This is a genomic window from Streptomyces katrae (assembly GCF_002028425.1).
Lineage (GTDB): Bacteria > Actinomycetota > Actinomycetes > Streptomycetales > Streptomycetaceae > Streptomyces > Streptomyces katrae_A.
The window spans coordinates 6,130,731-6,156,876 of record NZ_CP020042.1; the positions used below are offsets into that span (position 1 = coordinate 6,130,731).

18 protein-coding genes and 2 pseudogenes are annotated in these 26,146 nt (G+C 73.9%); 10 read left to right on the forward strand and 10 right to left on the reverse strand.

The annotated features are described in order from the left end of the window. Nucleotides 1-21 precede the first annotated feature (21 nt). The 7 genes from B4U46_RS27790 to B4U46_RS27820 all read left to right on the forward strand — a co-directional run bounded on the left by B4U46_RS27790 (nt 22) and on the right by B4U46_RS27820 (nt 11,056). The gene (locus tag B4U46_RS27790; RefSeq protein WP_167747610.1) at nt 22-1,092 is read left to right on the forward strand and encodes an AAA family ATPase; all 1,071 of its coding nucleotides are present in this window, start codon (nt 22-24) and stop codon (nt 1,090-1,092) included. Beyond that, complete coding sequence (locus B4U46_RS40005; RefSeq protein ID WP_079430380.1) at nt 1,089-5,198, forward strand: pentapeptide repeat-containing protein; 4,110 nt, start codon at nt 1,089-1,091, stop codon at nt 5,196-5,198. Before B4U46_RS27790 ends, B4U46_RS40005 begins: the two co-directional genes overlap by 4 nt. An 87-nt stretch (nt 5,199-5,285) precedes the next feature. Further along, nucleotides 5,286-6,023: a tyrosine-protein phosphatase gene (locus B4U46_RS27800; RefSeq protein ID WP_079430381.1), complete on the forward strand. Its 738-nt coding sequence runs from the start codon at nt 5,286-5,288 to the stop codon at nt 6,021-6,023. A 387-nt stretch (nt 6,024-6,410) separates the two neighbouring features. Beyond that, nucleotides 6,411-8,450 carry an elongation factor G gene (gene fusA, locus B4U46_RS27805; protein WP_079430382.1) on the forward strand — a complete coding sequence of 680 codons (2,040 nt, stop codon included), beginning with the start codon at nt 6,411-6,413 and terminating at the stop codon, nt 8,448-8,450. A 565-nt stretch (nt 8,451-9,015) separates the two neighbouring features. After that, nucleotides 9,016-10,251 carry an MFS transporter gene (locus B4U46_RS27810; protein WP_079430383.1) on the forward strand — a complete coding sequence of 412 codons (1,236 nt, stop codon included), beginning with the start codon at nt 9,016-9,018 and terminating at the stop codon, nt 10,249-10,251. A 90-nt stretch (nt 10,252-10,341) separates the two neighbouring features. After that, entirely contained in the window at nt 10,342-10,764 is a 423-nt protein-coding gene (locus tag B4U46_RS27815; RefSeq protein WP_079430384.1) for a CBS domain-containing protein, read from the forward strand. 25 nt (nt 10,765-10,789) lie between these two features. Further along, nucleotides 10,790-11,056, forward strand: a complete 267-nt coding sequence (locus B4U46_RS27820; protein ID WP_079430385.1) for a DUF6213 family protein — start codon at nt 10,790-10,792, stop codon at nt 11,054-11,056. 17 nt (nt 11,057-11,073) lie between these two features. Here B4U46_RS27820 and B4U46_RS27825 read toward each other — a convergent pair whose 3' ends face one another. Both B4U46_RS27825 and B4U46_RS27830 read right to left on the reverse strand, forming a co-directional pair. Continuing rightward, nucleotides 11,074-12,555, reverse strand: coding sequence for an amino acid permease (locus tag B4U46_RS27825; RefSeq protein ID WP_079432021.1), 1,482 nt, complete (start codon nt 12,553-12,555; stop codon nt 11,074-11,076). 143 nt (nt 12,556-12,698) lie between these two features. Further along, nucleotides 12,699-13,679, reverse strand: coding sequence for a hypothetical protein (locus B4U46_RS27830; protein ID WP_079432022.1), 981 nt, complete (start codon nt 13,677-13,679; stop codon nt 12,699-12,701). A 362-nt stretch (nt 13,680-14,041) separates the two neighbouring features. Between B4U46_RS27830 and B4U46_RS27835 the strand changes: the two genes are divergently transcribed. The 3 genes from B4U46_RS27835 to B4U46_RS27845 are packed head-to-tail and all read left to right on the forward strand — an operon-like array spanning nt 14,042 to nt 18,002. Continuing rightward, nucleotides 14,042-15,478, forward strand: a complete 1,437-nt coding sequence (locus B4U46_RS27835; RefSeq protein WP_079430386.1) for an FGGY family carbohydrate kinase — start codon at nt 14,042-14,044, stop codon at nt 15,476-15,478. Next, a complete protein-coding gene (locus tag B4U46_RS27840) occupies nt 15,475-16,941 on the forward strand; it encodes an FAD-dependent oxidoreductase (RefSeq protein ID WP_079430387.1) in 1,467 nt (488 codons plus the stop codon). Before B4U46_RS27835 ends, B4U46_RS27840 begins: the two co-directional genes overlap by 4 nt. Further along, nucleotides 16,938-18,002: an NAD(P)/FAD-dependent oxidoreductase gene (locus B4U46_RS27845; RefSeq protein ID WP_335755402.1), complete on the forward strand. Its 1,065-nt coding sequence runs from the start codon at nt 16,938-16,940 to the stop codon at nt 18,000-18,002. Before B4U46_RS27840 ends, B4U46_RS27845 begins: the two co-directional genes overlap by 4 nt. 159 nt (nt 18,003-18,161) lie before the next feature. Here B4U46_RS27845 and B4U46_RS27850 read toward each other — a convergent pair. From B4U46_RS27850 to B4U46_RS27885, 8 genes and pseudogenes are all read right to left on the reverse strand, one after another. Further along, nucleotides 18,162-18,347: pseudogene (locus tag B4U46_RS27850) on the reverse strand (CorA family divalent cation transporter); the annotation flags it as partial. A gap of 248 nt (nt 18,348-18,595) precedes the next feature. Next, nucleotides 18,596-20,881, reverse strand: coding sequence for a hypothetical protein (locus B4U46_RS27855; RefSeq protein WP_079430389.1), 2,286 nt, complete (start codon nt 20,879-20,881; stop codon nt 18,596-18,598). Between the two features lie 101 nt (nt 20,882-20,982). Continuing rightward, nucleotides 20,983-21,459, reverse strand: coding sequence for a hypothetical protein (locus B4U46_RS27860; protein WP_079430390.1), 477 nt, complete (start codon nt 21,457-21,459; stop codon nt 20,983-20,985). 194 nt (nt 21,460-21,653) lie between these two features. After that, nucleotides 21,654-21,845: pseudogene (locus B4U46_RS27865) on the reverse strand (CorA family divalent cation transporter); the annotation flags it as partial. 467 nt (nt 21,846-22,312) lie between these two features. After that, entirely contained in the window at nt 22,313-22,507 is a 195-nt protein-coding gene (locus B4U46_RS27870; protein ID WP_079430392.1) for a hypothetical protein, read from the reverse strand. Then, complete coding sequence (locus B4U46_RS27875) at nt 22,504-23,277, reverse strand: hypothetical protein (protein ID WP_079430393.1); 774 nt, start codon at nt 23,275-23,277, stop codon at nt 22,504-22,506. Before B4U46_RS27875 ends, B4U46_RS27870 begins: the two co-directional genes overlap by 4 nt. Continuing rightward, nucleotides 23,274-25,289 (reverse strand): hypothetical protein, encoded by a 2,016-nt coding sequence (locus B4U46_RS27880; RefSeq protein WP_079430394.1) that lies wholly within the window; start codon nt 25,287-25,289, stop codon nt 23,274-23,276. Before B4U46_RS27880 ends, B4U46_RS27875 begins: the two co-directional genes overlap by 4 nt. Beyond that, nucleotides 25,286-26,071, reverse strand: a complete 786-nt coding sequence (locus B4U46_RS27885) for a hypothetical protein (RefSeq protein ID WP_079430395.1) — start codon at nt 26,069-26,071, stop codon at nt 25,286-25,288. The genes B4U46_RS27880 and B4U46_RS27885 overlap by 4 nt, the downstream gene beginning before the upstream one ends. Nucleotides 26,072-26,146: the final 75 nt, after the last annotated feature.

Genomic DNA, 26,146 nt, shown 5'->3' on the forward strand with positions numbered 1-26,146 from the left:
CGACTTCACGCGACGATGACGATGGAGGCAGAGGCAGTGGCGAAGGACTGGTGGCTGTACCAGGGCACGGGCCGGGGCGAGGACCGGCGCGCCCGCCTGGAGGCCGGATCGCCGCCGCCCTGGCGGGACTTCACCGGCCGCCCCGACCCGGACTACCGGCCGCCCGGCTGCACCGGGGAGGCCTGGGAGCGCACCCGGCGGCGCGGCGAGGGGTACGTCCCCGACGAACCCGAGAAGGACGTCGTCAACACCGCCCTCCACCTGCGCCGGCCCCTGCTCGTCACCGGCAAGCCCGGCGTCGGCAAGTCCACCCTCGCCTACAGCATCGCCGCCGACCTCGCCCTGGGCCCCGTCCTGCACTGGCCGATCACCAGCCGCACCGTCCTGCGGGACGGCCTCTACCTCTACGACGCCATCGGCCGGCTCCAGGAAGCCGGACTGGAACAGGTCCGCCTCCCCGGCGCCCCGGCCGCCACCGGACCGGCCGTCCCCGCCCCCTCCGTCGCCCGCTACCTGCGCCTCGGCCCGCTCGGCACCGCCCTGCTGCCCCAGCCCAGGCCCCGCGTCCTGCTCATCGACGAGATCGACAAGAGCGACATCGACCTGCCCGGCGACCTCCTCACCGTCTTCGAGGACGGCGGGTTCGTCATCCCCGAACTCGCCCGCCTCGCCAAGGAGGAGCCGACCGTCGCCATCGGCACCGACGACGACCCCGACGCGGGCGTCGCCGTCACCCAGGGCCGCGTGCAGTGCAGCTACTTCCCCGTCGTCGTCCTCACCAGCAACGGCGAACGCGACTTCCCGCCCGCCTTCCTGCGCCGCTGCGTCCGCCTCCACCTCGACGCCCCCGGCCCCGAGAAGCTCGCCCGGATCGTGCGCGGACGGCTCGGCGTCGACATCACCGCGGCGGACGGCGCCGAGTACCAGGACCTCGTCCGCAGCTTCCTCGAACGGGCCGACGACGGCGACCTCGCCACCGACCAGCTCCTCAACGCCATCCAACTGCGCCTCGCCGGTGCCTGGTCGGCCCCCGGCGACCGCGACCGCTTCCTCGCCACCGTCATGCAGCACCTGACCGGGCCCACCGCGTGATCGAGAAGCTCCTCGCCGCCTTCGGCGAAGGCGCCGAGGCCGGAGCCGCCCCGCGCACCGCCATCGGGGCGGAGGAGATCGCCGACATCCTGTGGCTGGCCGCCCGCGTCGACCCCGCCGCCGCGGACGCCCGCACGCCCGCCCCGGCCGCCGACGGCGCCGAAGCCTGCGCACCGCCGCCCGACCCGCCCGACCCCCCGGCCGGACCCGCCCCCGCACCGGGCGCCGGCACGGACCAGCTCTTCCCCGCCACCACCCGCCCCGGCCCGCCCGACGGCCGCGCCGACGGGGCGTCCGGCCGGCGCGGCGTACCCCTGCGCCTGCCGCGCACCGCCTCCCTCGACGACCCGCTCGGCCTCATGCGCTCCCTGCGGCCCGTCGGACGCCGCTCCATCGGCGGCCCCGGCGAGGAACTCGACGAACAGCTCACCGTCGAGCGCAGCATCGAGGCCATGGTCCCCACCCCGGTGCTGCGCCCCGCCGAGAGCCGCTGGCTGGACCTGGCCCTGGTCGTCGACGCCCACCACTCGATGCTGCTGTGGGCCGACCTCGTCGCCGAACTGCGCGGGGTCCTCACCCGCAGCGGGGTCTTCCGCGACGTACGCACCTGGCAGCTCACCGGCACCGGCCGCGGCGGCACCCCCCAGCTCGCCCGGGGCCCCGGCGGACCGCCCCGCAACCCCCTCGAACTCGCCGACCCGGCCGGCCGGCGGCTGATCCTCGTCCTCTCCGACACCGTGGCGGGCGGCTGGCAGGAGGCCCCGCTGCGCGCCGTCCTGCGCCACTGGAGCAGCCACAACGCCGTGGCCGTGCTCAACGTCCTGCCCGAACGGCTGTGGACCCGGGGCGCCGTAGCGCCCGTGCCCTTCGCCGTCCGCTCCGAGCGGCCCGCCGCGGCCACCCGCTCCTGGCAGCGGGTGCCGGCCGCCCGGCGGGCGCGCGGCGGCGGGCCGGTGGTCCCGGTCGTCGGCCTCGCCTCCGGGAGCCTGGCCCGCCTCGTCCGCGTGGTGTCCGGCGACGGGCGCTGGCGCCGCCTGGCCTGCCTGCGGCTCGACGCGGGCGCCTCCGTGACGCCGCCGGTGCCGGGGCCGGCGCGCCCGGCGGCCGACCCGCTGGAGCTGGTGGAACGCTTCCGGGCCGGCGCCTCCCCGACCGCGCAGCAACTCGCCGCGCACCTGGCCGCCGTACCGCTGACGCTGCCCGTGATGACCCTGGTCCGCCGCTCCCTGCTGCGCGGCTCCGAGCACGGCCACCTGGCCGAGGTGGCCCTGGGCGGGCTGTTCGCCCCGTGGCGGGGGCAACAGCGGCCCGAGGAGGCGGAGTTCGAGTTCCTTCCGGGGGTGCGGGAGGTGCTGCTGGGCTCCCAGCTGCGCGGGGACGTGGCGGAGGTCCGGGAACTGGTACGCCGCAGGGTGTGGGAGTACATGTCCCGCAACCGGGGCACGGGCCCCGACTTCTCGGCGACCCGGGTCACGACGGGGACGGAGGGCCGGCGGCTGGTCCCGGAGGGGGCTCTGCCGTTCGCGGAACGCGGGCCGGTGGGGGAACGCGGGCCGGGCACGGACCGGGAGGTGGGCGAACGCCGCGGGCCGGGCGCGGGCCGGGAGCCGGGCGAACGCCGGGGGACGGGCGCGGGCCGGGAGCCGGGCGCGGCCGCCGCCGTGGCGGACCCGGGGCCCGGCGGCCGGGTGGTCCGGGTCGGCTTCGACCCGCTGAGGGAGCCCGGTGAGGTCGGGATCCTGCTCGCGCCGCGGCTGGTGCTCACGGTGGGGCAGGCGGCGGGGCCGGGGGAGACCGTGTGGGTCAGGGCGGGCGGCCGGGAGTTCGCCTGCCGGCCGGTGTGGTGGGACGACGCGAGCCCGCCCGTACTGCTGCTGGAGAGCGAGGGGGACCTGACGGACCCGGCGGGGTTCGTCCCGCAGCCCTGGGGGACGGCCCCCGCCGGCGCCGCGGCGCGCGTCCGCGTCGACGGGGCCACGGAGGCGGGGCAGCCGGCCGCGCTGACCGCGACCCTGGTCCGCGACGGCGGAGCGGCCAACGGGGAACTGGTCCTGCCCTCCCCGGACCCGGAGACCTGGACCCACTTCGTCGGAGCCCCGGTGTCCCACGAGGGCCGGCTGCTCGGAGTGGTGCACACCGTGTACCGCGACCGCCTGGTGTTCCTGACGGCCGCCGCCCTGCTGGAGCAGCCCGCCTTCCGCGCGGCGCTGGACGGCCACCCGGCCGCGGTCCCCCACCTCGGGGGGGACGAGGGCGGTCCGCAGGTGACCGTGGACGTACGGGTGGGCCAGGGGGCGGTGCCCCGCGGCAGCTCGGCGGGCGCGGAGCTGCGCGACCTGATGGCCCGGCTGATGACGGATGCCCAGGTCCGGGGGACACCGGTCGGCGGAGAGGGTTCGAGGACCCTGCACGTGGTCCTGAACGCGCCCGGCGCCCTGGGCCGCGCGGGGCGGCTGCTGGCGGCACTGCCGGCGACGCTGGCCCGGTACGGGGACGGACCCGGGCAGGGTGTCCAGCCGCCGCTCGCCATGGTGCTGGGGACCGGCGACCCGCAGCATCCGCTGCGGGAACCGGAACGGCTGATCGAGCACGACCTGATCGGGGAGCGGTTACGGAGCGCCCGGCGGGGGCGGACCGGGCGGCTCCTGCTCGTCCTCTCCCAGCGTTTGTACGAGGAACTCGGCGCACTGCTCGGCCCGACCGCGCTCAGCGTGCTCACCCCGCTCGGGGACGGTGCCGGGGCCTGGGTGTACGAGGGCGGCCCCCGGCAACTGGCGGAACTGCTGACGGAGGCCGACGAGTCCGCGCGCGGCACGGCGGTCACCTGGCACCGGTGCCGCGCCGGTGCCTCGGACACCGACCCGCTGGGCTGCCCGGGCAGCCGGCTGCTGGAGCGCCACGCCTGCCTGGCGCACCTGCCGCCCGGGGAACAGGAAGCGGTGCTGAGCTCCCTCGGCCCGGGCTCGTCGGTCGATTTCAGGGGGATCCCCCTCACCCAGGGCCTGTTGCGCCGTGTCCTCGACGCGGTACGGGAGCCGGGGACGGGACAGATCACGCTCGGCGCGGCGGCCTTCGCACAGGCGCGCTTCGTGGACGGCTGGGAGGAGGAGGGGGTGGTGTTCACCGGAGCGGCCGACTTCTCGGACGCCTCCTTCGCCGGCCCGGTGGACTTCTCGGGGGCGGTGTTCCGCGCGGACGCCTCCTTCGACCGGGCCGTCTTCGAAGACACCGTGGGGTTCCCGCACAGCAGGTTCGAGGGCCGGGCCGGCTTCCGCCGGGCGGTCTTCCGGCGGGGTGCGCACTTCACGCAGGTCACCTGGAAGGGCGATGTCTGCTTCCAGAGTGCTCTGATGGGGGACTTCCACCGGCTGCGGCGGGTGACCGTGGAGGGGGAGGCCGACTTCCGCCACGTGCGGTACGAGGGCTCGATGCTGCTGGAGGACTCCACCCTGGCCGGGCCGGTGAGTTTCGAGTCCGCCGTGTGGCGGGGCTCGCTGTCGGTGGCCGATACGCGCTTCATGTCGACGGCGGTCTTCGACCTCGCGCGGTGTGAGGGGATCGCCCTGCTCCGGGCCGGCCGTTTCAACGGCCCGGCCCGCTTCGCCTCCACCGTCTTCGAGGGGGCGGCGAGTTTCTCCATGGGGGCGTTCGAGGAGGCCGCGGTCTTCACCGGGGCCGCCTTCAACGGGCGCGCCTCGTTCGCGAGCACCGTCTGCGCCGGCGGTGTCTCCTTCGACCGTACGGTCTTCTCCGGCTCGCTCACGTGGCGCGACATGACGGTCGAGAACGGGCCGAGCAGCTTCGCCGACGCGCGGTTCCTGGGGCCGGTGAGCTTCCTGCGCACCGAGTTCGTGACCGGCACGGGTTTCGACGGCGCGGCCTTCGACGGCACCGTCACCCTCGCGGACACCACCTTCCGTGCCGGTCTGACCTTCGACGGCACGGCCTTCAACGCCCGGACCGAGTTCACCGGCGTCAAGTTCCCCGGGTCCCTGCCCCTTCCCGGCGACTGGACCGCGAGAAGGTCCGACGCGGGCCTGTGGTACATCACTTCACCGCACCCCGCCGCCTCCCTCCCGGAAGACGCCGCCCCCGACGACGCGTGACGTATCCAGCGTCCAGCGTCCTGCGTCCTGCGTCCGGATCCTGCATCCTGGGGCGACAACCTCCCCACCCGCCACAGGAGTTCGCCCATGTCCTCCCCGCGCCACATCCCCTTCACCCGCCTGCACAACTTCCGCGACCTCGGCGGCTACCGCTGCGCCGACGGCCGGACCACCGCCTGGGGCGTCCTCTACCGCGCCGACTCCCTGGGCAAGCTCGACCCGGCCGGCGCCGACTGGGAGCGCTTCCTCGGCCTGGGCATCCGTACCGTCATCGACCTCCGCTACCCCTGGGAGATCGAGGCCAAGGGCCGGATACCGCAGGCCGAGCGCTTCACCTACGCCAACCTCAGCATCGAGCACCGCCCGTACGACCAGGCCGCCATCGACCCCGCCCTCGACCCCTGGCGCTACCTCGCCGACCGCTTCGCCGAAGTCGCCGAGGACGGGGTCGAGGAGATCCGCCGGGCCATCGGTCTCATCGCCGACGGACCCGGACCCGCCGTCTTCCACTGCACCTCCGGCAAGGACCGCACCGGCCTCATCGCCGCCCTCGTCCTGACTCTCCTCGGCGCTCCCGAGGAGGAGATCCTCGCCGACTTCGCCCTCACCGAGCTCGCCACCGCCCGCCTGACCGCCGACTGGCACGCCGCCAACCCGGGCCGCACCCTGCTCTGGCCCTCGTACGGGCGCGCTCCGGCCACCGTCATGGCCCTGGTCCTCGCCGACCTGACGGATCGTTACGGCTCCCCGTCCGCCTACCTCACCGACACCGTCGGCATCACCCCGGACACCGTCGGCCGGCTGCGTGAACGCCTCCTCGTCTGAGGACGCGAAAACCCGGTGCGCCCGGCGGCGCGCGCTGCCTACACTCGCCGTGCGCGCCGCCGGACCGGCCCGCGCGCCTCATGCCGTCGGACGAAGAGAAGGGGAGCAGGGACATGCGCACGCACACCGCCGCCGCCCTCGTTCCCCCGGCCCGGTACGACGTGATCCCGGTGTCTCGCACCGCGCGGTAACAGCTGCGCGGCTGTCACCGTACGCCCGTGAACGTACCCGCCCGGGCCATGAAGTGGTCCTCGCCCGGCCGACGATGACGCCCTGTCGTCCAAGGCCGCGCATGCACACGCACACGCACATGCGCATGCGCGTAGGGGTACGCACGGGAATCGCGCCGCCCACCTCCTGATCCAAGGCACCGAAAGGCCATGGGCCATGCGCACTCGCACCAGCACCACCCCCCTCGCCGCCGTCCGCAACCTCGGCATCCTCGCCCACGTCGACGCGGGCAAGACGACCGTCACCGAGCGGATCCTGTTCGCCACCGGTACCATCCACAAGCGCGGAGAGGTCCACGACGGAACCACCGTCACCGACTTCGACGCCCAGGAACGGGCCCGCGGCATCACCATCTTCGCCGCGGCCGTCAGCTGCGCCTGGGACGGACACCGGATCAACCTGATCGACACCCCCGGCCACGTCGACTTCGCCGATGAGGTCGAGCGTTCCCTGCGCGTGCTCGACGGGGCCGTCGCGGTGTTCGACGCCGTCGCCGGGGTCGAGCCGCAGAGCGAGTCGGTGTGGCGGCAGGCGGACCGGCACGGCGTGCCCCGGATCGCGTTCGTCAACAAGCTCGACCGCGCGGGCGCCGACCTCGACACGGCGGTCGCCTCCATCCGGGACCGGCTCGGCGCCGTCCCCCTGGTCGTCCAGCTGCCCGTGGGCCGCGAGGACGCCTTCACCGGCGTCGTCGACCTGCTGCGGATGCGCGCCCTGCTCTGGGGTGCGGGCGCCGACTCGTACGAGACCGCGCCCGTCCCCGACGCGCTGCTGGAGGAGGCGCAGCGGCGCCGGCGCCTCCTGGAGGAGACGGTGGCCGAACTCCATGCGGACGCCCTGGAGGAGTTCTGCGCGACGGGCTCCCTCGCCGAGGCGACGCTGGTCCGCGCCCTGCGCGAGCTGACCCTGGCCGGGGAGGCAGTCGTGGTCCTGTGCGGCTCGGCGTACCGCAACCGCGGGATCGAGCCGCTGCTGGACGCGGTGGTGGCGTACCTGCCGTCGCCGGCCGACATGCCGCCCGTACAGGGCCGCGCCGCCGACCCGGCGGAGCCGCTGGCGGCGCTCGCCTTCAAGGTGACGGCGACGCCGACCGGACGGCTGACGTACGTACGCCTCTACGCGGGCACCCTGCGCAAGGGCGACACCGTACTGGACCCCGGTACGGGCAGGACGGAACGGGTCGGGCGGATCCTGCGGGTGCAGGCCGACCGGCACGAGGAACGGGAGGAGGCGGTGGCCGGTGACATCGTGGCCGTGATCGGGCCCAAGGCGGCCCGGGCCGGCAGCACCCTGTGCGCGCCGGGGGCCCCGCTGCTCCTCGAACCGCCGTCCGTGGCCGATCCGGTGGTGTCGGTGGCGGTCGAGGCGGGCCGCAGCACCGACACCGGCCGGTTCTCCGCCGCGCTGGCCCGGATCGCCGAGGAGGACCCCTCGCTGGTGGTCCGGACGGACGCGGAGACCGGACAGACCGTGCTGTCGGGGCTGGGCGAGCTCCATCTGGAAGTCGCGGTGGAGAAGATCCGCCGGGACCAGGGCGTGGAGGTCGTCGTGGGCCGTCCGCGGGTCTCCTACCGGGAGACCGTGGTGGAGGGGGTGACCGGGCTGGTCCACCGGCACGTCAAACAGGACGGCGGCGCGGGCCAGTTCGCCCATGTGGTGATCGACGTCGAGCCGCTGGGCGAGCCGGGCTTCGCGTTCCGTTCGACGGTCGTCGGGGGCCGGGTCCCGGCGGAGTACGCGCGGGCCGTGGAGGCCGGCTGCCGGGACGCGCTCGCCGAGGGTCCCCTCGGCGGGCACCCGGTGACGGGGCTGCGGGTCGTCCTCACCGACGGGGCGATCCACTCCAAGGACTCCTCGGAGCTCGCCTTCCGCGCGGCCGGCCGGTTCGCACTGCGGGAAGCCCTGCGGGCGAGCACGCTGGAGCTGCTGGAGCCGGTCGCGGAGGTCACCGTGACCGTCCCGGACGAGTCCGTCGGCGCGGTCCTCGGCGACCTCGCCGCCCGGCGGGGCCGGGTCACGGGCTCGGCCACCCGGGCCGGGACCGCGGTGGTGACGGCGACGGTGCCGCTGGCCGAACTCTTCGGCTACGCGTCCCGCCTGCGCGGCCGCACCCAGGGCCGGGGCACCTTCACCACCCGCCCGGCGGGCCTGGCCCCGGTCCCGGCGGGGGTGGCCTCGACCCTGCTGCCGGGTTAGCCGTCGGCCCCGCCCCGCCCCGCCCGGTACGCCGGGCGGGGTGGGGCTTCGGGGACCCGGCTTCCGAAATATCTTGACGTCGAGATAGCTGGGAGGGCAGGCTACCGCCTGGTATCTCGACATCGAGATACTTTCGGACGGGGGAAGGCGGAGACCGGGCATGGGGCGGCACGGCACGACAGGGCGCGACAGGGGCAACGACACCGGGCACGACGGCGCCCCGGACCCGGGCCCGACCGACGAGCAGCCCGCGCAGGCGGCCCCGGCCCCGGCCCCGGGCCCTGCCCCGGCCCCTGCCCCGGCCCCGGCCCCGGCCCCAGGCCCTGCCCCGGGCCCGGGCCCGGCCCCCGTCCCGGCCCCGGGCCCCGTCCCGGCCCCAGGCCCCGTCCCGGCTCCGGGCCCCGTCCCGGCCCCGGGCCCGGGCCCCGCTTCAGCCGCGCACCCGGCTCCGGCCCGGCCCACGGACCCTCCGCCCGGCCCGGGCCCCGCCCCGGAGGCAGGGGGCGCGACGGGTGGTCTGATCGCCCAGCTGCGGCGGCCTCCCGGCGGCCGGGACGCCCGGATCATGCTTCTCGGCCAGCTCCTCGACCGCACCGGGACCGGCGTCTGGGCCGCCTCCTCCGTCCTCTTCTTCACCTTCGTCGTCGGCCTCGACGCCGGCCGCCTCGGCCTCATGCTCGGCGTCGGCGCCCTCGCGGGCATCGCGGGCTCCCCGCTCGCCGGCCACCTGGCCGGCCGGTACCCCGTACGCCCCCTCCTGATCGCCTGTCACCTGCTGCGGCTCGCCGCCCTCTGCGCGATGCTCGTCGTCACCCGCTTCGAGCTGCTCCTGCCCATCGTCGCCCTCACCCACCTCGGCGACCGCGCGGCCAAGACCCTGGAGATGCTGTTCGCCACCCGGGTGGCGGGCGAACGCCGCGCCACGTACCAGGCCCTGTCGCGCAGCGCCGCCAACGCGGGGTACGCCGTCGGCGCGGGCATCGCCGCCATCGGCCTCGCCGTGGGCACCCGGGGGGCGTACGAGCTCCTCATCCTCGGCAACGCCCTGTCCTTCCTGGCCGCCTCGGCACTGGTCTGGCGCACCCGGGAGCCGCACGGCCACGGCCGCCTGATCGCCGCGGCACGCCCGGCCGCGGGGGAGGGCGCGGCGCAGGACGGGGCCACGCCCTCCGCCGGCTCCGCGTCCGCCCCCAGGAGCCCGTGGCGGGACCGGGGCTACCTCCGCTTCGTCCTCCTGGACATGCCGCTCAACCTGGACGACTCGCTCCTCAACGTCGGCCTGCCCCTGTGGCTCGTCCACCACACCGACGCCCCGCACGCCGTCGTCCCGGCCTTCCTCGCCCTCAACACCGTGCTCGTCGTCGTCCTCCAGCTCGCCGTCTCCGCGAAGGTGAGCACCGCCCGCCAGGCGGCCGGCGCCGTCGGCTGGTACGGGCTCTTCCTGCTCGCCGCCTGCGCCCTCCTCGCGCTCACCCCCGCCCACGGCCCCTGGACCGCCTCCGCCACCCTGCTCGGCGCCGCGGTCCTGGTCACCGCCGCCGAGCTGGTGCGTTCGGTGTGCTCCTGGGAACTGGCCGTCTCCCTCGCGCCGCAGCAGGCACGGGCCTCCTACCTGGGGGTGGCCGGCATCTCCCCGTCCGCCCAGAAGGCCGTCGGACCGCTGCTGCTGACCGGCGCCGTCATGGCCGCGGGCCCGGCGGGCTGGCTGGCCCTCGGCGCCGGGGTGGCGGGCCTGGCCCTGGTCCAGCGCCGGGCCGCGCTCCACCGCCTGGACGCAGCCCTGCCGGCCCCCGCCGCCTGAGCGCCACACCTACCCGGCTGCGGAGGAGATTGCCCCGGCCCGGGGCGGGTAACCGCCTGCTGGGGGCCCTATCCGGCACTGGGAGGAGCCATGGCCCGTCGTGTGCACGAGGTGATGACCAAGAACCCCGTGACCGTCGAGAAGCAGACCTCGCTCGCCGAGGCGGCCAGGGTGATGCGGGACGCCGACATCGGCGACGTCCTCGTCGTCGACGAGGGCAGGCTCCGCGGCATCCTGACCGACCGCGACCTCGTCGTCCGGGCCATGGCCGACAACCGGGACCCGTCGGAAACCACGGTGCATGCCGTCTGCACCACCGACCCGGTCACCGTCGGCCCCGACGACGGGGTCGACGAGGCCATCACCCTCATGCGGCGCAAGGCCCTGCGCCGCCTGCCGGTGGTCACCGGGGACGGCGGGCTCGTCGGCGTGGTCAGCCTGGGCGACCTGGTGGTGGAGCAGGACCCGGGCTCGGCCCTCGCCGCCATCGCGGCGGCCGGACCCGACAGCTGAACGCAACAGCGGAGGAGGTGTCGCCATGAACGCGTACGTACCCCTGGTCTCGGTGGCGGACGGCGGACTGCTGATCCCCGCCAACGAGGTGACGGCCCTGCTGCGGCGCCTCGCGGGCGGCTGGCTGCAGTCGGTGTACGACGGCGAGACCGACCTCGACCCGGGTACGACCCTGGGCCTGGCCAACATCCTGGTGGAACTGGCCGACCAGATCGACGTCGAATGCATCGGCTTCATGCCCGTCGCGGACGAAGGCGCCTGCGACCCGGGCGCCTGCGACCCGGACGCCTGACCGGGGCCGGGACAGGGTCAGACGATGCCCTCCGCGATGTCCGCCTGCTCGCGGGCGTTGCCGTAGGCGGAGGGGGTGCTGTACGAGCGCCGTGCCGCGTACCACCAGGCGCTCGCGAGGGCCAGGACGACCACGAGGGCGATCACCGCGTAGTTCATCGAGTCGATCGTCACCGGGGACTTCTGCGGCAGGCAGAACAGCACGGTGACCACGGCCACCCACACGACCGCGACCCAGCCGACCGGCCGGCTCCAGCGGCCCAGGTTCCAGGGGCCGGGCTCGAACCGGTCGCCGGCGCGCAGCCGCAGGTAGACCGGGATCGCGTAGGCCGGGGTGATGCCGATGACGTTGATGGCCGTCACGGCACCGTACGCCGTGGCGGACCACAGCGAGGGAAGGGCGAGGACGCCGGCCACGGCGACGGAGAGCCAGACGGCCGGGACCGGGGTCTGGGTGCGGCCGCTGACCTTGCGCCACAGGGCCGAGCCGGGGAGCGCGTTGTCACGGCTGAAGGCGAAGACCATCCGGCTCGCCGCGGCGACCTCGGCGTTGCCGCAGAACAGCTGGGCCACGATGACGACGAGCAGCAGCGCCCTGGCGCCGCCGGAGCCCAGGGCGTCGAGGAAGATCTGGGCGGGCGGGACCCCGGTGGCGCTGCCCGCGACGGCCGCGTAGTCCTGGATGGCGAAGGTGAGCCCCGCCAGCAGTGCGAACCCGGCGAGCCAGGAGGCCCAGATGGCCCGGACGATGCCCTTGGCCGCGGCGACGGAGGCGTTGGAGGTCTCCTCCGAGAGGTGCGCGGAGGCGTCGTAGCCGGAGAAGGTGTACTGGGCGAGCAGGAGGCCGACGGCGGCGACGTAGAACGGGTTGGCCCAGCCGGTGTCGTTGACGAACTTCGTGAAGACGAACGAGACCGGCTGGTGGTGGTCGGGGACGAAGGCGAGCGCGCCGACGATCAGCGCGACGCCGCCCAGGTGCCACCAGACGCTGACGGAGTTGAGCACGCTCACCAGGCGGACGCCGAAGAGGTTGAGCACGGCGTGCAGCAGCAGGATCGCCAGGAAGATCAGGAAGGTCGAGCCCGGGGTGGGCGTGAAGCCGAACTGGAGGTTCAGGAACGCGCCGGTGAACAGGGCGGCGCCGTAGTCGATGCCGGCGATGGCGCCGAGCAGCCCGAGCAGGTTCAGCCAGCCCGTGTACCAGCCCCAGCGGCGCCCGCCGAGCCGGTCGGCCATGTAGTAGAGCGCCCCGGAGGTGGGGTAGGCGCTGGTCACCTCGGCCAGGGCGAGGCCCACGCAGAGGACGAAGAGGCCCACGCCGGCCCAGCCCCACAGCATCACGGCCGGGCCGCCGGTGCCCAGGCCGAAGCCGTACAGGGTCATGCAGCCGGACAGCACGGATATGACCGAGAAGCTGATGGCGAAGTTGCCGAAGCCGCCCATCCGGCGGGCGAGGACGGGCTGGTAGCCGAGTTCCCTGAGCCGCTCCTCCTCGTCCATGGGGGGCGGGGCCTGGTGGTCCGGGCGGGCTGCCGGCGTGGTGCGCGACACGGGGGTACCTCCGAGGGGGTGGGAGCACGGGGACGGGGGAGGGGAGCGGGGTGTTGCCTGGGGGCCGCGGCGCGGGGGGGTGCGGCGGGAGGTCAGCTCCGGTCGGCCAGGCTGCGCGACCTGGCGCGCAGGAAGACCTCCTCGGCCAGGGCCTGGTCCGCGGGGTCGCGGGTCCGCTGGGCCCACGGCGAGGTGGTCCAGTAGCCGCCCATCGCCTCGAAGACCCGGGCCGCCCCGCCGAACCGGTGGGCCCCCCACAGGGCGTGGGCGAGGTGGTTCAGGTCGAGCGGGGAGGCGTACGCCGGGTCGGCGTACGCGAACCAGGCGTCCAGGGCGTGCACCGCGGCGCGGATGGCGTCCTCCGCGACCCAGTGCAGGTCCAGCGCCCGCTCGTGGCCGCCCTCGCGGCGGTACCGCTCGACGTGGACGTAGAGCGGCAGGAGGTGGACGGCCGACCCGGGCGGGGCCGTACCGGCCGCCCAGCGGGCGAAGTTGACGCCCTCCGAGCGCGGGCCGGCCGCACCCGCGAGCACGAACTGCAGCATCCGGTGATAGGCCTCGCGGTTGTACGGGTCCCGTTCGTCGGCCTGCGCGAGGATCCCCCAGGGCCCCGGGGGCAGCATCGGGCCGGGCGGCGCGAGCCGGTGCTCGTCCATCCGCCGGTGCCCGTCGAGGAGGGCGAGCGCGAGCAGGCAGACCCACGGCACCGGGTCGGCCGGGCTGATCGCGGCGGTGTTCCGGCAGGCCTGCCAGGCCTCCTGCCACAGTTCGTGGGTACGGGGATGGCCGGAGCGGTGGGCACGGACGGCGCGCTCGACGGCGACCCGGGTGTGCATGACGGTCGCGGCGAGGCTGGTGGGCTGCTCGGCGCGCCAGGCCAGGACCACGTCGGAGCGGGCGGCGACCGCCGCGAGGACCTGGGTGCGCTGGGTCCACAGCCCCCAGCCGTCCGTGCGCTCCAGCAGCCGGGCCATCGACAGCCAGCGCCCGGCGCGCAGGTCCTGGACGGCGGCGCGCAGGTCGTCGTCGCGGCCGGCGGGGTGGTAGACGGGCCGGAAATCGCTGCCGGCCATCACCTCGTCCCGGGTGCGGTGCGGCAGGTTCGGGCTCGTCTTGCGGTCTTCGTGGTCATCGGGGTCCTCGGATCGCATGGAGGTGCGGGGATGCGTGAACCATGCGCGAACTGGCCGGCGAACCCCCGCCGTCGACCCACGGACGGCGCCCTTACCGACCGTTGATCGGCGATCACTATAAGGCGAGTCCGGCCGGCTGCACCCGGAAACTTTTTCGAACGCAAGTATCAAGCCACACAAGGGATATGAGGTGGCGCCATCCGGACCCCCGCCGCCCGGACGGATCTTGACGGGCGCCCGCACGCTGGGGAAGGCTTCCGACCGACGATCGATGGACCTGCCGGAACACGGACGGAGTCGTGATGACGGGCCCGGTGCTCGCAGTGGACCAAGGCACCTCGGGAACCAAGGCCCTCGTCCTGTGTCCGGACCGCGGGGTCATCGGCTCCGCCTCCGCCCCTGTACGCCCTCGCCACCTGCCGGACGGCCGGGTCGAAGTGGACCCCCGCGACCTGCTGCGATCGGTCGTCGACGCCGGACGGGCCGCCCTGGCGGCGGCCGGCGAACCGGCGGTGGCCGTGGGCCTGGCCAACCAGGGCGAGACCGTCCTCGCCTGGGACCCGGCGGACGGCGAACCGCTGACCGACGCGATCGTCTGGCAGGACCGGCGCGCCGCCGGGCTCTGCACCGAACTGGCCCCGCACGCCGACCTGCTGCGGGAGCGCACCGGCCTGCCGCTCGACCCCTACTTCGCCGCCCCCAAGATGGCCTGGATACGCCGCCACCAGACGCGGCGGGGCGTCGTCACGACCAGCGACGCCTGGCTGGTGCACCGCCTCACCGGCGAGTTCGTCACCGACGCCGCGACCGCGGGCCGCACACAGCTGCTCGACCTCGACACCGTCGGCTGGTCGCGGCCGGCCCTCGCCGCCTTCGGACTCGACGGGGAACCGCTGCCGAGGATCGTCGACGCGGACACCCGCGTCGGCACCACCAGCGCCTTCGGCCCCGAACTGCCGCTGACCGGCCTCCTCGTCGACCAGCAGGCCGCCCTCCTCGCCCAGAGCGTCACCGTGCCCGGCGCCGCCAAGTGCACCTACGGCACCGGGGCGTTCCTGCTCGCCCAGACCGGCCCCGAACCCCGCCGCAGCTCCACGCGACTGGTCGGCTGCGTGGCCTGGCGGATCGCCGGACGCACCAGCTACTGCCTCGACGGGCAGGTCTACACGGCCGCTTCCGCCGTGCGCTGGCTGACCGACCTCGGAGTGATCTCCGGCGCCGAGGACCTCGACACCGTGGGCGCGAGCGTTCCGGACTCCGGCGGCGTCACCTTCGTCCCCGCCCTCGCCGGGCTCGCCGCGCCCTGGTGGCGGGGCGACCTGCGCGGCTCCGTCACCGGCCTCGGCCTCGGCACCACCGCCGGCCACCTCGTGCACGCCCTGTGCGACGGGATCGCCGCCCAGGTCGCCGAGCTCGCGGACGCCGCCGCGGCGGACCTCGGCGCGCCGCTCACCTCCCTGCGCGTCGACGGCGGCCTGACCCGTTCCGCCCTGCTCATGCAGGCCCAGGCCGATCTGCTCGGGATCCCGGTCGAGGTGTCCGCCCTGCCGGACGCCACCGCGCTGGGCGTCGGCGCGGTCGCCCGCCTCGGTCTCGACCCCTCCCTCACCGTCCGCGACGCGGTCCCGGCATGGAAGCCGTCCGCCGTCTACGAGCCCAGGGCCGGCGCCGACGAGGCCGCCGACCGCCGCGCACGGTTCCGCGCGGCGGTCGCGGCCCTCCTCGACGGCCCGGCATGAGCGTCACCACCCGTGGCCCCCTGCCCGGCGGGGAGTACGACGTCACGGTCATCGGCGCCGGAGTGGTCGGCTCCGCCATCGCCCGCGAACTGGCCCGGTTCCCGCTGCGGACCGCCCTGGTCGAAGCCCGCGACGACGTCGGAGACGGCACCTCCAAGGCCAACACCGCCATCCTGCACACCGGCTTCGACGCGGTGCCCGGCTCCCTGGAGTCCCGGCTCGTGCGCGAGGGCAGCGGGCTGCTCGCCGCGTACGCCGCCGAGAGCGGCATCCCCGTCGAGCCGCTGGGGGCGCTCCTCGTGGCCTGGGACGAGGACCAGCTGGGAGTCCTCCCCGGCCTCGCCGCCAAGGCGCGGCGCAACGGCCGCCACGACACCCGCATCATCACGGCCGAGGAGGTACGGGCCCGCGAACCGGAACTCGGGCCCGGAGTGCTGGGCGCGCTGGAGGTACCGGGAGAGTCGGTCATCTGCCCCTGGACCACCACCCTCGCCTACGCGACGCAGGCGGTCCGCTCGGGCGTCGACCTCCACCTGAACTGCCGCGTCACCTCCATCACTTCGGGACCCCGGCCGGCCCCGGACGACGTGCACACCCCCCACACCCGCCACGCCCTCCACACCCGCCACGCCCTCCACACCCTGCACACGGTCCGCGGGCCGCTGCGCACCCGCCACCTGGTCAACGCGGCCGGGCTGCACGCCGACCGGATCGACCGGCTCCTCGGCCACGCGGACTTCACCGTGACCCCCCGGCGCGGCCAGCTGATCGTCTTCGACGAACTGGCCCGGGGCCTCGTACGCCACATCCTGCTGCCGGTGCCGACCGCGCTCGGCAAGGGGGTCCTGGTGACCCCGACGGTGCACGGCAAGGTGATGCTCGGCCCGACCGCCGAGGACCTGGACGACAGGACCGCCACCGGCTCGACCGCCGAAGGCCTCGCCCTGCTCCGGGAGAAGGGCCGGCGGATCCTGCCCGCCCTCCTCGACGAGGAGGTCACCGCCGTCTACGCGGGCCTGCGGGCCGCCACCGCCTCCGAGGACTACGCGATCCGCGCCCACCCCGCCCAGCGGTACGTCACGGTCGGCGGTATCCGCTCGACGGGCCTGACCGCCTCGATGGCGATCGCGGCCCACGTGGTGGAGCTGCTGGCCGAAGGCGGCCTGCCCCTGTCCGGCGCCCGGGACCCGCGGCCGGTCCGGATGCCGAACCTGGGGGAGGCGTTCCCCCGCCCCTACCGCGACGCCGGGATGATCGCGGCGGACCCGGAGTACGGGCGGATCGTCTGCCACTGCGAGCGCGTGACGCGCGGTGAGATCCGTGACGCCCTCGCCGCAACCATCCCGCCCGGCTCGCTCGACGGCCTGCGCCGGCGCACCCGCGCCCGGGCCGGCCGCTGCCAGGGCTTCCACTGCGGTGCGGCCGTCCGCGCGCTGTTCGAGTCCGAGGAGCCCCACCGGTGAACCGCACCGACCCCACCGGCCGCACGGACCGGACCGTGGACGTCCTGGTCGTCGGAGCGGGCCCCGCCGGACTCGCCCTCGCCACCCGCGCCGCCCGCGCCGGCGCCGGCCGGGTCGAGGTCCTGGAACGCGAGGAGGAGCCGGGCGGCGCACCCCGCCACTGCCACCACGGCGGCTTCGGCAGCCCCCCGCTGCCCTGGGTCACCGGCCCGGCGTACGCCCGGCGCGCGGTGGCGGCGGCCCTGGACGCCGGGGCCGCCCTCCGCACCGGCGTCACCGCCACCGGCTGGGCCGGACCGCTGACCCTGGAGACCACGAGCCCGTCGGGCCTGGAGCGGATCACCGCCCGGGCCGTCGTCCTCGCCACGGGCGCCCGCGAACGCCCCCGCAGCGCCCGCCTGGTCCCGGGCACCCGCCCCGCAGGCGTCTTCACCACAGGAGAACTCCAACGCTCGCTCCACCCGCACGGCCACCACCCCATCGGCCGCAGAGCCGTGCTGATCGGAGCCGAACCGGTGGCCCGCCACGCGGCACGCACCCTCCGCCGCACGGGCACGCAGGTGGTGGCGATGCTCACGCAGCACCCGCGGGCCACCGCCCTCCCCGGCATCCCCCTCCTCACCCGGACCACGGTGTCGGAACTGCACGGCCGTGGCCGGCTCACGGGCGTGGCCGTCCGCCACGAGGACGGCCGGTCGGGGGTCATCGCCTGCGACACGGTGGTCTTCACCGGCGACTGGATCCCCGAGCACGACCTGGCCCGCCGCGGCGGCATCGCCCTGGCCCCCGGCACCCGCGGCCCCGCCGTGGACGCCGCCTTCCGCACCGGCACCCCCGGGGTCTTCGCCGTGGGCAACACCCTCCACGGCATCGAGTCCGCGGCCACCGCCGCCGCCGAGGGCGCCGCCGCCGCGACCCCGCTCCTGGCCCACCTCTCGGGCACCCCCTGGCCCACCCCCGGCCCACCCCTCCTGGTCCAACCCCCCTGGCCTGGGCCACCCCGACCCACCTCACGACCCCCGCGACCCGCCCCCTCCTCGTCCGCACCGCCGAACCCCTGACGGCCCCGAAGCTCCAGCTCCACCAGAACACCCGCCTCCTCTGGCACCACCGCCCCCAACCCCCCTCACCCCCACCCGCTCCCTGCGCCTCCCCCCACACTGGACCCCCCGGGTGGACCCGGACGGCGGCCCGGTCATCCTGAGCATCACGGACCGCGTCTAGAGCCAGTCCCGCCTCTTGAAGACGACGTAGAGGCTCGTACAGACCACCGCCATCAGAAGGATGGCGAAGGGGTACCCGAAGCTCCAGCTGAGCTCGGGCATGGCTTCGAAGTTCATGCCGTAGATCGTGCCGACCAGGGTGGGGGCGAAGAGGATAGCCGCCCAGGAGGAGATCTTCTTGAAGTCGTCACCCTCACACCGCTGACCTGCGGAAACCGGCTGCACAGGCGGCCCGACCTGCGACGATCCGCCTCTCCGGCCCTTTCGCGGTGCTGCCCGTTTGTACGGCCGATCCTCCCCAGCCGCTCCCCAATGGGTCAACGCCGCGGTATGGGCGAGCGCGACTTCATCGCCTTGGTCGACGGCGTGCACCTGACTGCTGGTCCGGCTGCGCGTGCCGGCCGCCGCCTGGGTGGGCGGCCGGTCAAGGTCTACCTTCCTCGTAGCCACCCCCTGCCCCGGGAGTGTGTCTGCCAGTACGCCAGTGCCTCCTGGGTGGTCGCGAGGTCGGGGTGGTCCGGGCGGAGTACGCGCAGTTGCTCGTTCAGCAGGTCGGAGAGGAGGGCAATCGCGCCGCGAGGGTCGCCGGAGCGGCCGCGCCAGTGGGCGAGCGCGGCGCGGGTGCGGAAGATTTCGGACCGGTCGGTGTCGGTGGCCACCGCGTGCGGATTGGACCAGGTGTTCCGAGAAGCCCGGGCGATCTCGCGCGACTCCAGGCGGAGCTGGTCGTTGAGCAGGTCGGTCAGGACGGTCACGGCCCCTCGCGTGTCGCCCGACTCGCCCAGCCAGTGGCCGAAGCGGAAGCGGGTCTCGAAGGTGCCCGAGTACTCCGGCCCGTAGTTGCGGAGCTGCTCGTCAACGAGCTGGCGATACGCGACCACTGCCCCGGCAGCGTCCCCTGCCTTTCCCTGCCACTCGGCGGCGGTGCGGCGCAGAGTGAAGTCGGGCGGGCCCGTCCGTCCGTTAACGGCCGCGATGTACCGATCATCGGCGATCATGTCGTGATAGACGCTTGCGATGCCCGGCAGGTCGCCTGCCTCTTTGAGCCAGTAGGCCAGGCGGTGGCGCAGCTCGGTGACCTCCGCGACGAGGCGGACCCGTTGGGAGGGGAACAGTTCGTACTCCGGGTTCAGCAGGGCCAGCTGATCGTCGATCATCCGCCGGTACTCGGTGATAGCGGCGGCGAGGTCGCCGGACTCCGCCCGCAGCCGGGCGATCCGGCCGCGCAGTTTCGTCACGGACTCGTGCCGGGTTCCCAGCCGGTCGGCCGTCGTCGGCAGCAGCGCCAAGAAGTAGTCCAGTGCGGCCTGTGGCCGGCCGTCGTCCGCCAGCGCGTCGCCCACCCGGAACACGAGGTCGTGCAGCCCCGGACCGGTACTCCAGCCGTGCCGGAGCGCGGGCTCGCCGGAGCCCAGCAGGAGGACCGGGGCATTGCGCGTCAGCGCCTCGACATTCGAACGCAGCACGTCCGGCGGGAAGTCGAGGACGCGCGAACGCAGATGTGGCATCTGCTCACGCGGAGGTACCATGAAGAACGTCATCGAGTTCGCCTCGTCCGCCGACTTCCGGGACGCGGCGAAGAGCAGGTTGGCGGCCCAGTCGACCAGCTCCGCGGCCCGGCTCGCGGGCACGCCCTCGCGGACGGCTCGCTGCACCACCGGGTGGACCCGCACGGACCGGTCCCGGTCCGCCGGGTCGTAGTCGAGCAGGCTCCACCGGTGCAGCAGCGCGAGCGTCTCGACGGTACTCCCGTCCGGCTCCACGTCCTCCGTCGGGCGTGGGGTCCCCTCCGGGGCGCGGTACCTGAACGCAGGGGTCAGCACCGCAGCCGGGATGCCGTCGAAAGCCAGCGGCGCCGCCAGCTCCAGCAGGGCCCGCGCCGTCCCGACCGGCTCCTGGGCGTCGGCGCGCTCCAGCGCGAGGTCCCAGAGGTTCGGCAGAGGCAGGCTCTGCTCGTCCGGCAGTCCGCCAGGGTCCGGTACGAGGTCGGCCAGCTGCCGCCCCTCGTCGCGGAGTAGGCGGAGGTAGTCGGCGCAGCTCAGGCCGGTGCCGACCAGGTAGGCGGCCGCCTGCGCGAGCGCGACCGGCAGGTGTCCGAACTCGCGGGCGAGCGCCTCCAGCTGCTCAGGCGGTTCGAATCGGCCGGACGCGGCGAGCACCGCCGTGAGGTAGCCGAAGGCCTCGGCGGAGCTGAACGACGGCACGGTGACCACCTGTCGGCCGAGCCCCTCGCGGGCCAAGTCCCGGCGCGAGGTGGTGACCAGGGTCCGCCCAACGGGCTGGTTCGGAGGCCAAAGCCCACGCAGAGCGTCGGGGTCGACCAGACCATCCAGGACGATCAGCCAGCGGACCGCCTCCCCGCCCCCGCCCGGCCGGAGCCAGGCCAGGAACTCCCGCGCGCCCTGCTCCGGATCGGCTGGGTCACTACCAGTGATCTCGGCGATGGCCCGGGCGTAGGCGGTCAGAATCTCCACGCGGCTGCCGGCGGTCACCCAGACCAGCAAGTCGAGCTGCCCGGCCTGCCAGGCCGTCCGGGCCTCGTTCGCGGCCAGCTGGGTCTTGCCGACCCCCGCTGTGCCGACCAGTATCCGGTAGCGCGCAGGGGTGTCGGGGATGTCGACAACGGCCCGGTGCTGGAAGCAGCCCGCGGTGTTCGGAACCGCCCCGACCTGGTGCGGCCAGGCCGCCGGGGCACGTCGGCCGGCGTAGTAGGCCACTTGGTCGGCGTGGCCGACGGCGAGGCTGTGGTTGCTCGCCTGTACCCCCGTGAACAGCGGCGGCGGCGAGGTCTGTGTTGGGCTAGGCGTAGCCGGTCCGTTCAGCCCCTGGACGGATCCGGCCCCTGAGGGTGGCCGATCTGCACACCCCCGTGGATCACACCGGCGGCGACCGAGCCTTCCTGTGCGCTGATGTGCACGCTTCCGCCGACCGCCATCCCGCCATCCCCGGCCGACACTTGGGCCTGCGCCGCGCGCTCTTCAAGCAGCTCGCGCAGGGCCTCGCCCGCGCGCTCGCGCTCGCCGTCCGGCAGATCCTCCAAGAACGCCTCGAACCGGACCTGCCAGGAGGCCTCCTGCCGGATCCTGAGCCGCTCCAGCTGGCTGCCCTCGGCCGCCTCGAGCTCGGCGGCGGTGCGTTCCAAACGCTCCAGCTCAGCGCTCTCGCGCTGGGCGTTCCCCCGCCCGAACCAGGCGGCCACCCGGCTTCGGAACCCCTCCCAGGCCGCGGTCCCGGCCGCGGTCATCACCGCCGTCCCACCGGACATGGCCAGCCCCGTCAACGCCTCGGACAGCATGCGCAACCCCCCGTGTCGGCAACCGTGACCCCGACCGTACCGCGAGCCGGGCACCGCGCCCAGGCGGATATCCACACAATCGCTCAGGCGAGCGAGGGCAGGTGACCAACCGTCAAGCCAGACCGGCCAATCGTCACCCTGAAGCGCCGATGTCAGTGCCGTTCGCCGGCACGGCGCCCGGCGGATTCCCCCCTCTACAGCCAATCCCGCTTCTTGAAGATGACGTACAGGCTCACGCACACCGCTGCCATCAGCAGGATCGCGAAGGGGTAGCCCGCCGCCCAGTGCAGTTCGGGCATCGTCTCGAAGTTCATGCCGTAGATGGTTCCCACCAACGTGGGTGCAAACAGAATGGCGGCCCACGAGGAGATCTTCTTGAAGTCGTCACCCACAAGGCGCTGACCTGCGGAGATCGCTCCAGAAGGTCGTCTGGCCTGCGACTTTGCAGGTTTCCGGCGCTTTCACAGTGATGCCGATTTGCGCGGTCGATTCTCCCCAGACGCTCCCCAGCGGTGGTCATTCTCCCCAGATTCTCCCCGGGCGAAAGCTGCCCTGAGAGGGAGCAGCCGCTGGTGACGCCGTCGTCCTGCCATGCGAACGTTGACTACGTAGCGTTCGCAGGCTGAGCGGGCATTTGGGCTCCGCCCGGCCGGACGGGGTTCGTAGGGCCAGGGCGCGGATGACTACGATCTCGGTCGCAGTCATCATCCTGGCCCCACTGCGTTGCTCCTGATGCCTGGCACCACCACCGGATCGTGCATGTACCGTCCCCTCGAGACGTCCCGCCTCGCTGGCACCGACCATGCCGCGTCCACATGGCTCGTGTCTCGCAGGAGGAAGCACTGTCCCATGATCAAGGAATCACGTCTCCAGGATCGTCGGGGCGGTGGCCGTGAATGCGGTACACGAGCTCGTCCGGGTGGCGCATGACCCTGGCCAGTCGCCACACCGTCTCATACGGCCTGCGGCCGCGCTCCCGGGACCACAGACAGAGGGCGAGCAGACTGGTGAGCGGGTCGAGCAGCCAGCGCAGTACGGAGGTCTTCACTGCTCATCCTCCGTTGGGAGGGGGACGGCCGTGGGGGAGGGGGTCGCAGGTTCCAGGTCGTCGGGCGGCGGCCAGGGGAAGCCGTCGGCCCAGCCCATCTGCTCGAAGAGCGTGCGGGCGGTGGCCATGAATCGTGCTTGCCGCCCTGGCATGGCGTCCAATCGCTTCCAGACGTAGAGGAGGGTGTGAGCGAGCCGCTCTGCTTCTGTGCTCTCGGTGGCCGACGTTCCCACCACGGGCAGGATCGCCTCCTGAAACGACGTCCAGTCGAGGGCCGACAAGTCGTCCAGATGTTGCTCCAGCCACCACAAGCGGGCGGTGTTCTGGTCGGCGCACACGGTCCGAGCCAGCTCCTGACGCCGTAACCGCTCCTGGGCGAGACGGAGTTCCACATCGCGCAGGGCGTCCTGGTGCCTTTGGGAGCGGTCGGCATCCTGCTGGGGGAGCAGGAGGACGAGACGGGCCCGGAGCCAGAGGCCGGGGCGGCCGGTGGGGTTGTGCCATGGGGAGATCGCCAGGGCTAGCTTCTGCCGAGCGCACTCCAGCTCCTCGGGCCGATGTTTCCCGGCAATGCCGCGGCCGAGTTCGTCCAGGGCCAGGCGGGCTGCCGCTCGCGCGGCGGTCGCGCGGTGGGTCCCGGCCACCTGGGGAACGACCAGATGGGTGAGAGTGCCGCGCGCGAGGAAGCGGACGCCCGGTAGACAGGTGGGCCAGTACGCAGTGAACCGGCCGACCCGCCGTCTCCACCAGTGGCCGGGACGATCGGTCACGCCTCTGACACCTTCCCGACGCGGTCGTAGTGCCGCATGGCGTGACCGAGGACGTCCCGCCAGAACGGCTGGACCACCGCTCCCTCCTCCACTAGCAGCCGGTCGAAAGGCCCGCGCAGTCGCGGTGGGGCGAACACTTCCGCGAGCAGCGTGATCGCCGCGTCCCTGTGGTCTTTGTCGTACTCGAACCGCTTCTGCCACCGGGTGAGCTGGTCGAGCACGGGGGCCACCGCCTCGTCGGTCGACAGCAGCGACTGCCAAGCAAGGACGTAGTGCTCCCTGTTGTTCGCCTCCCGCGCCGAATCGAGGACGAGGTCGGTGCCCTCGTCGCTGGAGACGAGTGCCAGGAAGGCCCCCAAAGCCCTGCGGAGAGCCTTCTCGCCAGCCTCGGTCCCGTGCTTCTTCAGCCACTGCACGACCGTCTTGTCCACCAGGCCGGGGGTCTGCCGGACGAGCCCCCGGAAGGCATCGGTCAGCTTCCCGGCTCCGAAGTCCATCCCACCCGCCGCCTTGCCCAGGCGGGTCAGGGCGAGTGCAGGCTGTTCCAGGCCCCAGGGTCCGCCGCAGACGTCGACGACCAGATCGAGCTTCTCTGCGTTGCCGGACTCCGCCCATGTGAGGAGCCGGTCCCGGACGTAGCGGCCGAGTTCGACGTCGGTCGCGGCTTTCGTCAGCGCCTCGACGGCCAAGGTCCGCCGAGGGCCGGTGAGGCCCGTCGCGAGTGCGTCGAGCACGTACCTGTCGTGCCGGCGTACCGCCAGGCGCAGGAGGGCCTCGCTCGCCAGGCGGGCGTCGTCCTCCGGGACGGACCGATTCGCGGCGACCCCGACCGCCCATGCCGTCAGCAGGTCGTGCTGGGTGGGGAACTCGTCCCACAGATGACGCAGGATGGCCGCGGGTAGCCCCTGGCGACTTCGGTCGTGGTGGGCCCGGTCGCCGACCGGCACGATCTCGGCAGCCTGAAGCCGACGGGACGACGTCGCATCGGCTAGCACATCGGCCGGCCCGCGGGCCTGGCCCAGCGAGACGAGCAGGTCGTCGGACGCGCGGACGACGGAACCGCGCCGCCCTCCGTCGAGCAGCGCTCCCGCCCACACCGTGACCCGAGTGGACAGCAGCGACGGGCCCCCGTCCACCGCACCGCGCTTGTTGAGCAGTTTCTCCACCGTGGTGTGCCAGTCCCCGAACCGGTCCACGATTTCCTTGAGCTGTTCCCTGTCCTTGGCCGTGCCAAGGAGCCCGGCCAGTCGGAACGCCTCGCAGGCGGATGGGTCGGTTGCCCAGATCGGGGAGAGTTTCTCGTCCGCCAGCCAGGCCACCCGGTCCAAATGACCGCGCGCGATGAGCTCGGCCTCGACCAGGCGCCGCGCACCAGGAGACTCCAGCCGTACGGTGACGCCGCCGGTGGCGTCGGCCAGCGCACCCTGCCAGTCGCCCGGAGTGGCCAGTACGACCAGGAATGATTCCCGTTCGCGCAGCGCCGCTCCGTGCAGGACCAGGTCCGGCCCGAATCGGGCGGGTGGCTCGTCCGGCAGGTCGGAGAGGTCGAGCACGAAGCCCGTCGTCGACCGCTTCGGGAGGCACTGGGTCCCCGGCTTGGACCACTCCGGTTCGAGGTCGAACAGTTCCAGGCCCTGCAGTGCCGCCGCCCGGCGCAGGAGCCGTACTGCCGCGGTCCGTCGGCCGCTGCCGGCGGGCGCGCACAGCACCACGATGCCGTGCTCTTCGAGGATCTTGGCGGCGTCCGGTAGACGGTTCGGCTCCCGGGGCTCAACGAAGCGCCCATCCTCGCTCGCCTGGTGGGCGGAGTCGCGGCCGTCGATGGGCAGGTCCTGGACGTAGTCACCGTTCAGGTGCACGGCGTAGTTGTGCGCCTGAACGTTGTTGTCGCCGTATTGGCGGTACTCCGTGTTCGATGGCGGCGCGCCGGCCGGGGCTTCCTGCGTCGGCGGTTCCGTCGGCTCCGTACCGCGGTGGTTAGGGTCGGGCATCTCGCTGCTCTGGTTACTCATCGCTGGCCCCGCTCGCGGTAGAGGTTGTAGGCCTGGGTGTTCTGCTTGCCGCGCTGGTTGAAGGTCACAGCGCCGGGCCCCGTTGGAGCCGTGGGCGTCGGCGCCGTGTGCGCCGCGGTCCCCGGCTCCTCCTCATCCGCGGGTGCGGTGGACGGCTCGAAGATGTCCGGATCCGCGAGCCCCCAGTCGAAACCGGGAAGGTGCAGATAGGCGGGCTGCTCGAACTTCTTCACCTTGACCAGATGCCGGTGGAAGTGCGCCGGCAGAACGTCGTCGTTGACGCAGCCGCTGTCGAAGACGTCCTCGTACACTCGCTGGGAGACGATCACGGCTGTGTTGGTGATCTCGGGATGCCCGCGCTGGAGCACCGCCCGTAGCACCTTGTCGTCCAAGAGCCTGTGGGTCTGCACCATCGGCACACCCAGACCGCTCCGAGGCAACGGTCCGACGTGGATGCTGACCCGCATCTGCAGCGGCTTGAGGTGCGGGTTCTCAGCCCGTCGGCGGCCGAGCGCCTGGCGCAGCGCGTCGGGGAAGTGTCCCACCAGCGCGGGCAGAACCTCGGGGTCCATGCCGGCGACGTAACCATCGCCCGTGTGCTGGCCGAACACGCGCCGCTCCCAGTGCGCGCTGACGTTGCTGGCGCTCAGCGCCTGGGCCAGCAGGGGCGGGATGTCGGCGTTGACCCGCTGCATTTCCTTGCTGTCAAGTGTTCCGAAGTCCCTGGCGTCCACGGCCAGCACGGCCCGATAGGGCCACAAAGGCTCCCATGACGGCAGCATGTGCCGCTCCTCTCGTCGCTTCCCCCCCCACGCGGCGGGGAGAGCACCACCCTGTTCGACGAGCAGGAAGCCGAC

Excerpts from the sequence above, each read along its gene's own strand:
- B4U46_RS27820 (WP_079430385.1), top strand. The coding sequence starts at position 10,790 with ATGAACGCGTACGTACCCCTGGTCTCGGTGGCGGACGGCGGACTGCTG.
- B4U46_RS27790 (WP_167747610.1), top strand. The coding sequence starts at position 22 with ATGGAGGCAGAGGCAGTGGCGAAGGACTGGTGGCTGTACCAGGGCACG.
- B4U46_RS27860 (WP_079430390.1), bottom strand. The coding sequence starts at position 21,459 with ATGCTGTCCGAGGCGTTGACGGGGCTGGCCATGTCCGGTGGGACGGCG.
- B4U46_RS27880 (WP_079430394.1), bottom strand. The coding sequence starts at position 25,289 with ATGAGTAACCAGAGCAGCGAGATGCCCGACCCTAACCACCGCGGTACG.
- B4U46_RS27840 (WP_079430387.1), top strand. The coding sequence starts at position 15,475 with ATGAGCGTCACCACCCGTGGCCCCCTGCCCGGCGGGGAGTACGACGTC.
- B4U46_RS27825 (WP_079432021.1), bottom strand. The coding sequence starts at position 12,555 with ATGGACGAGGAGGAGCGGCTCAGGGAACTCGGCTACCAGCCCGTCCTC.
- B4U46_RS27885 (WP_079430395.1), bottom strand. The coding sequence starts at position 26,071 with ATGCTGCCGTCATGGGAGCCTTTGTGGCCCTATCGGGCCGTGCTGGCC.
- B4U46_RS27835 (WP_079430386.1), top strand. The coding sequence starts at position 14,042 with ATGACGGGCCCGGTGCTCGCAGTGGACCAAGGCACCTCGGGAACCAAG.
- B4U46_RS27830 (WP_079432022.1), bottom strand. The coding sequence starts at position 13,679 with ATGGCCGGCAGCGATTTCCGGCCCGTCTACCACCCCGCCGGCCGCGAC.
- B4U46_RS27810 (WP_079430383.1), top strand. The coding sequence starts at position 9,016 with ATGCTTCTCGGCCAGCTCCTCGACCGCACCGGGACCGGCGTCTGGGCC.
- B4U46_RS27815 (WP_079430384.1), top strand. The coding sequence starts at position 10,342 with ATGGCCCGTCGTGTGCACGAGGTGATGACCAAGAACCCCGTGACCGTC.
- fusA (WP_079430382.1), top strand. The coding sequence starts at position 6,411 with ATGCGCACTCGCACCAGCACCACCCCCCTCGCCGCCGTCCGCAACCTC.
- B4U46_RS27800 (WP_079430381.1), top strand. The coding sequence starts at position 5,286 with ATGTCCTCCCCGCGCCACATCCCCTTCACCCGCCTGCACAACTTCCGC.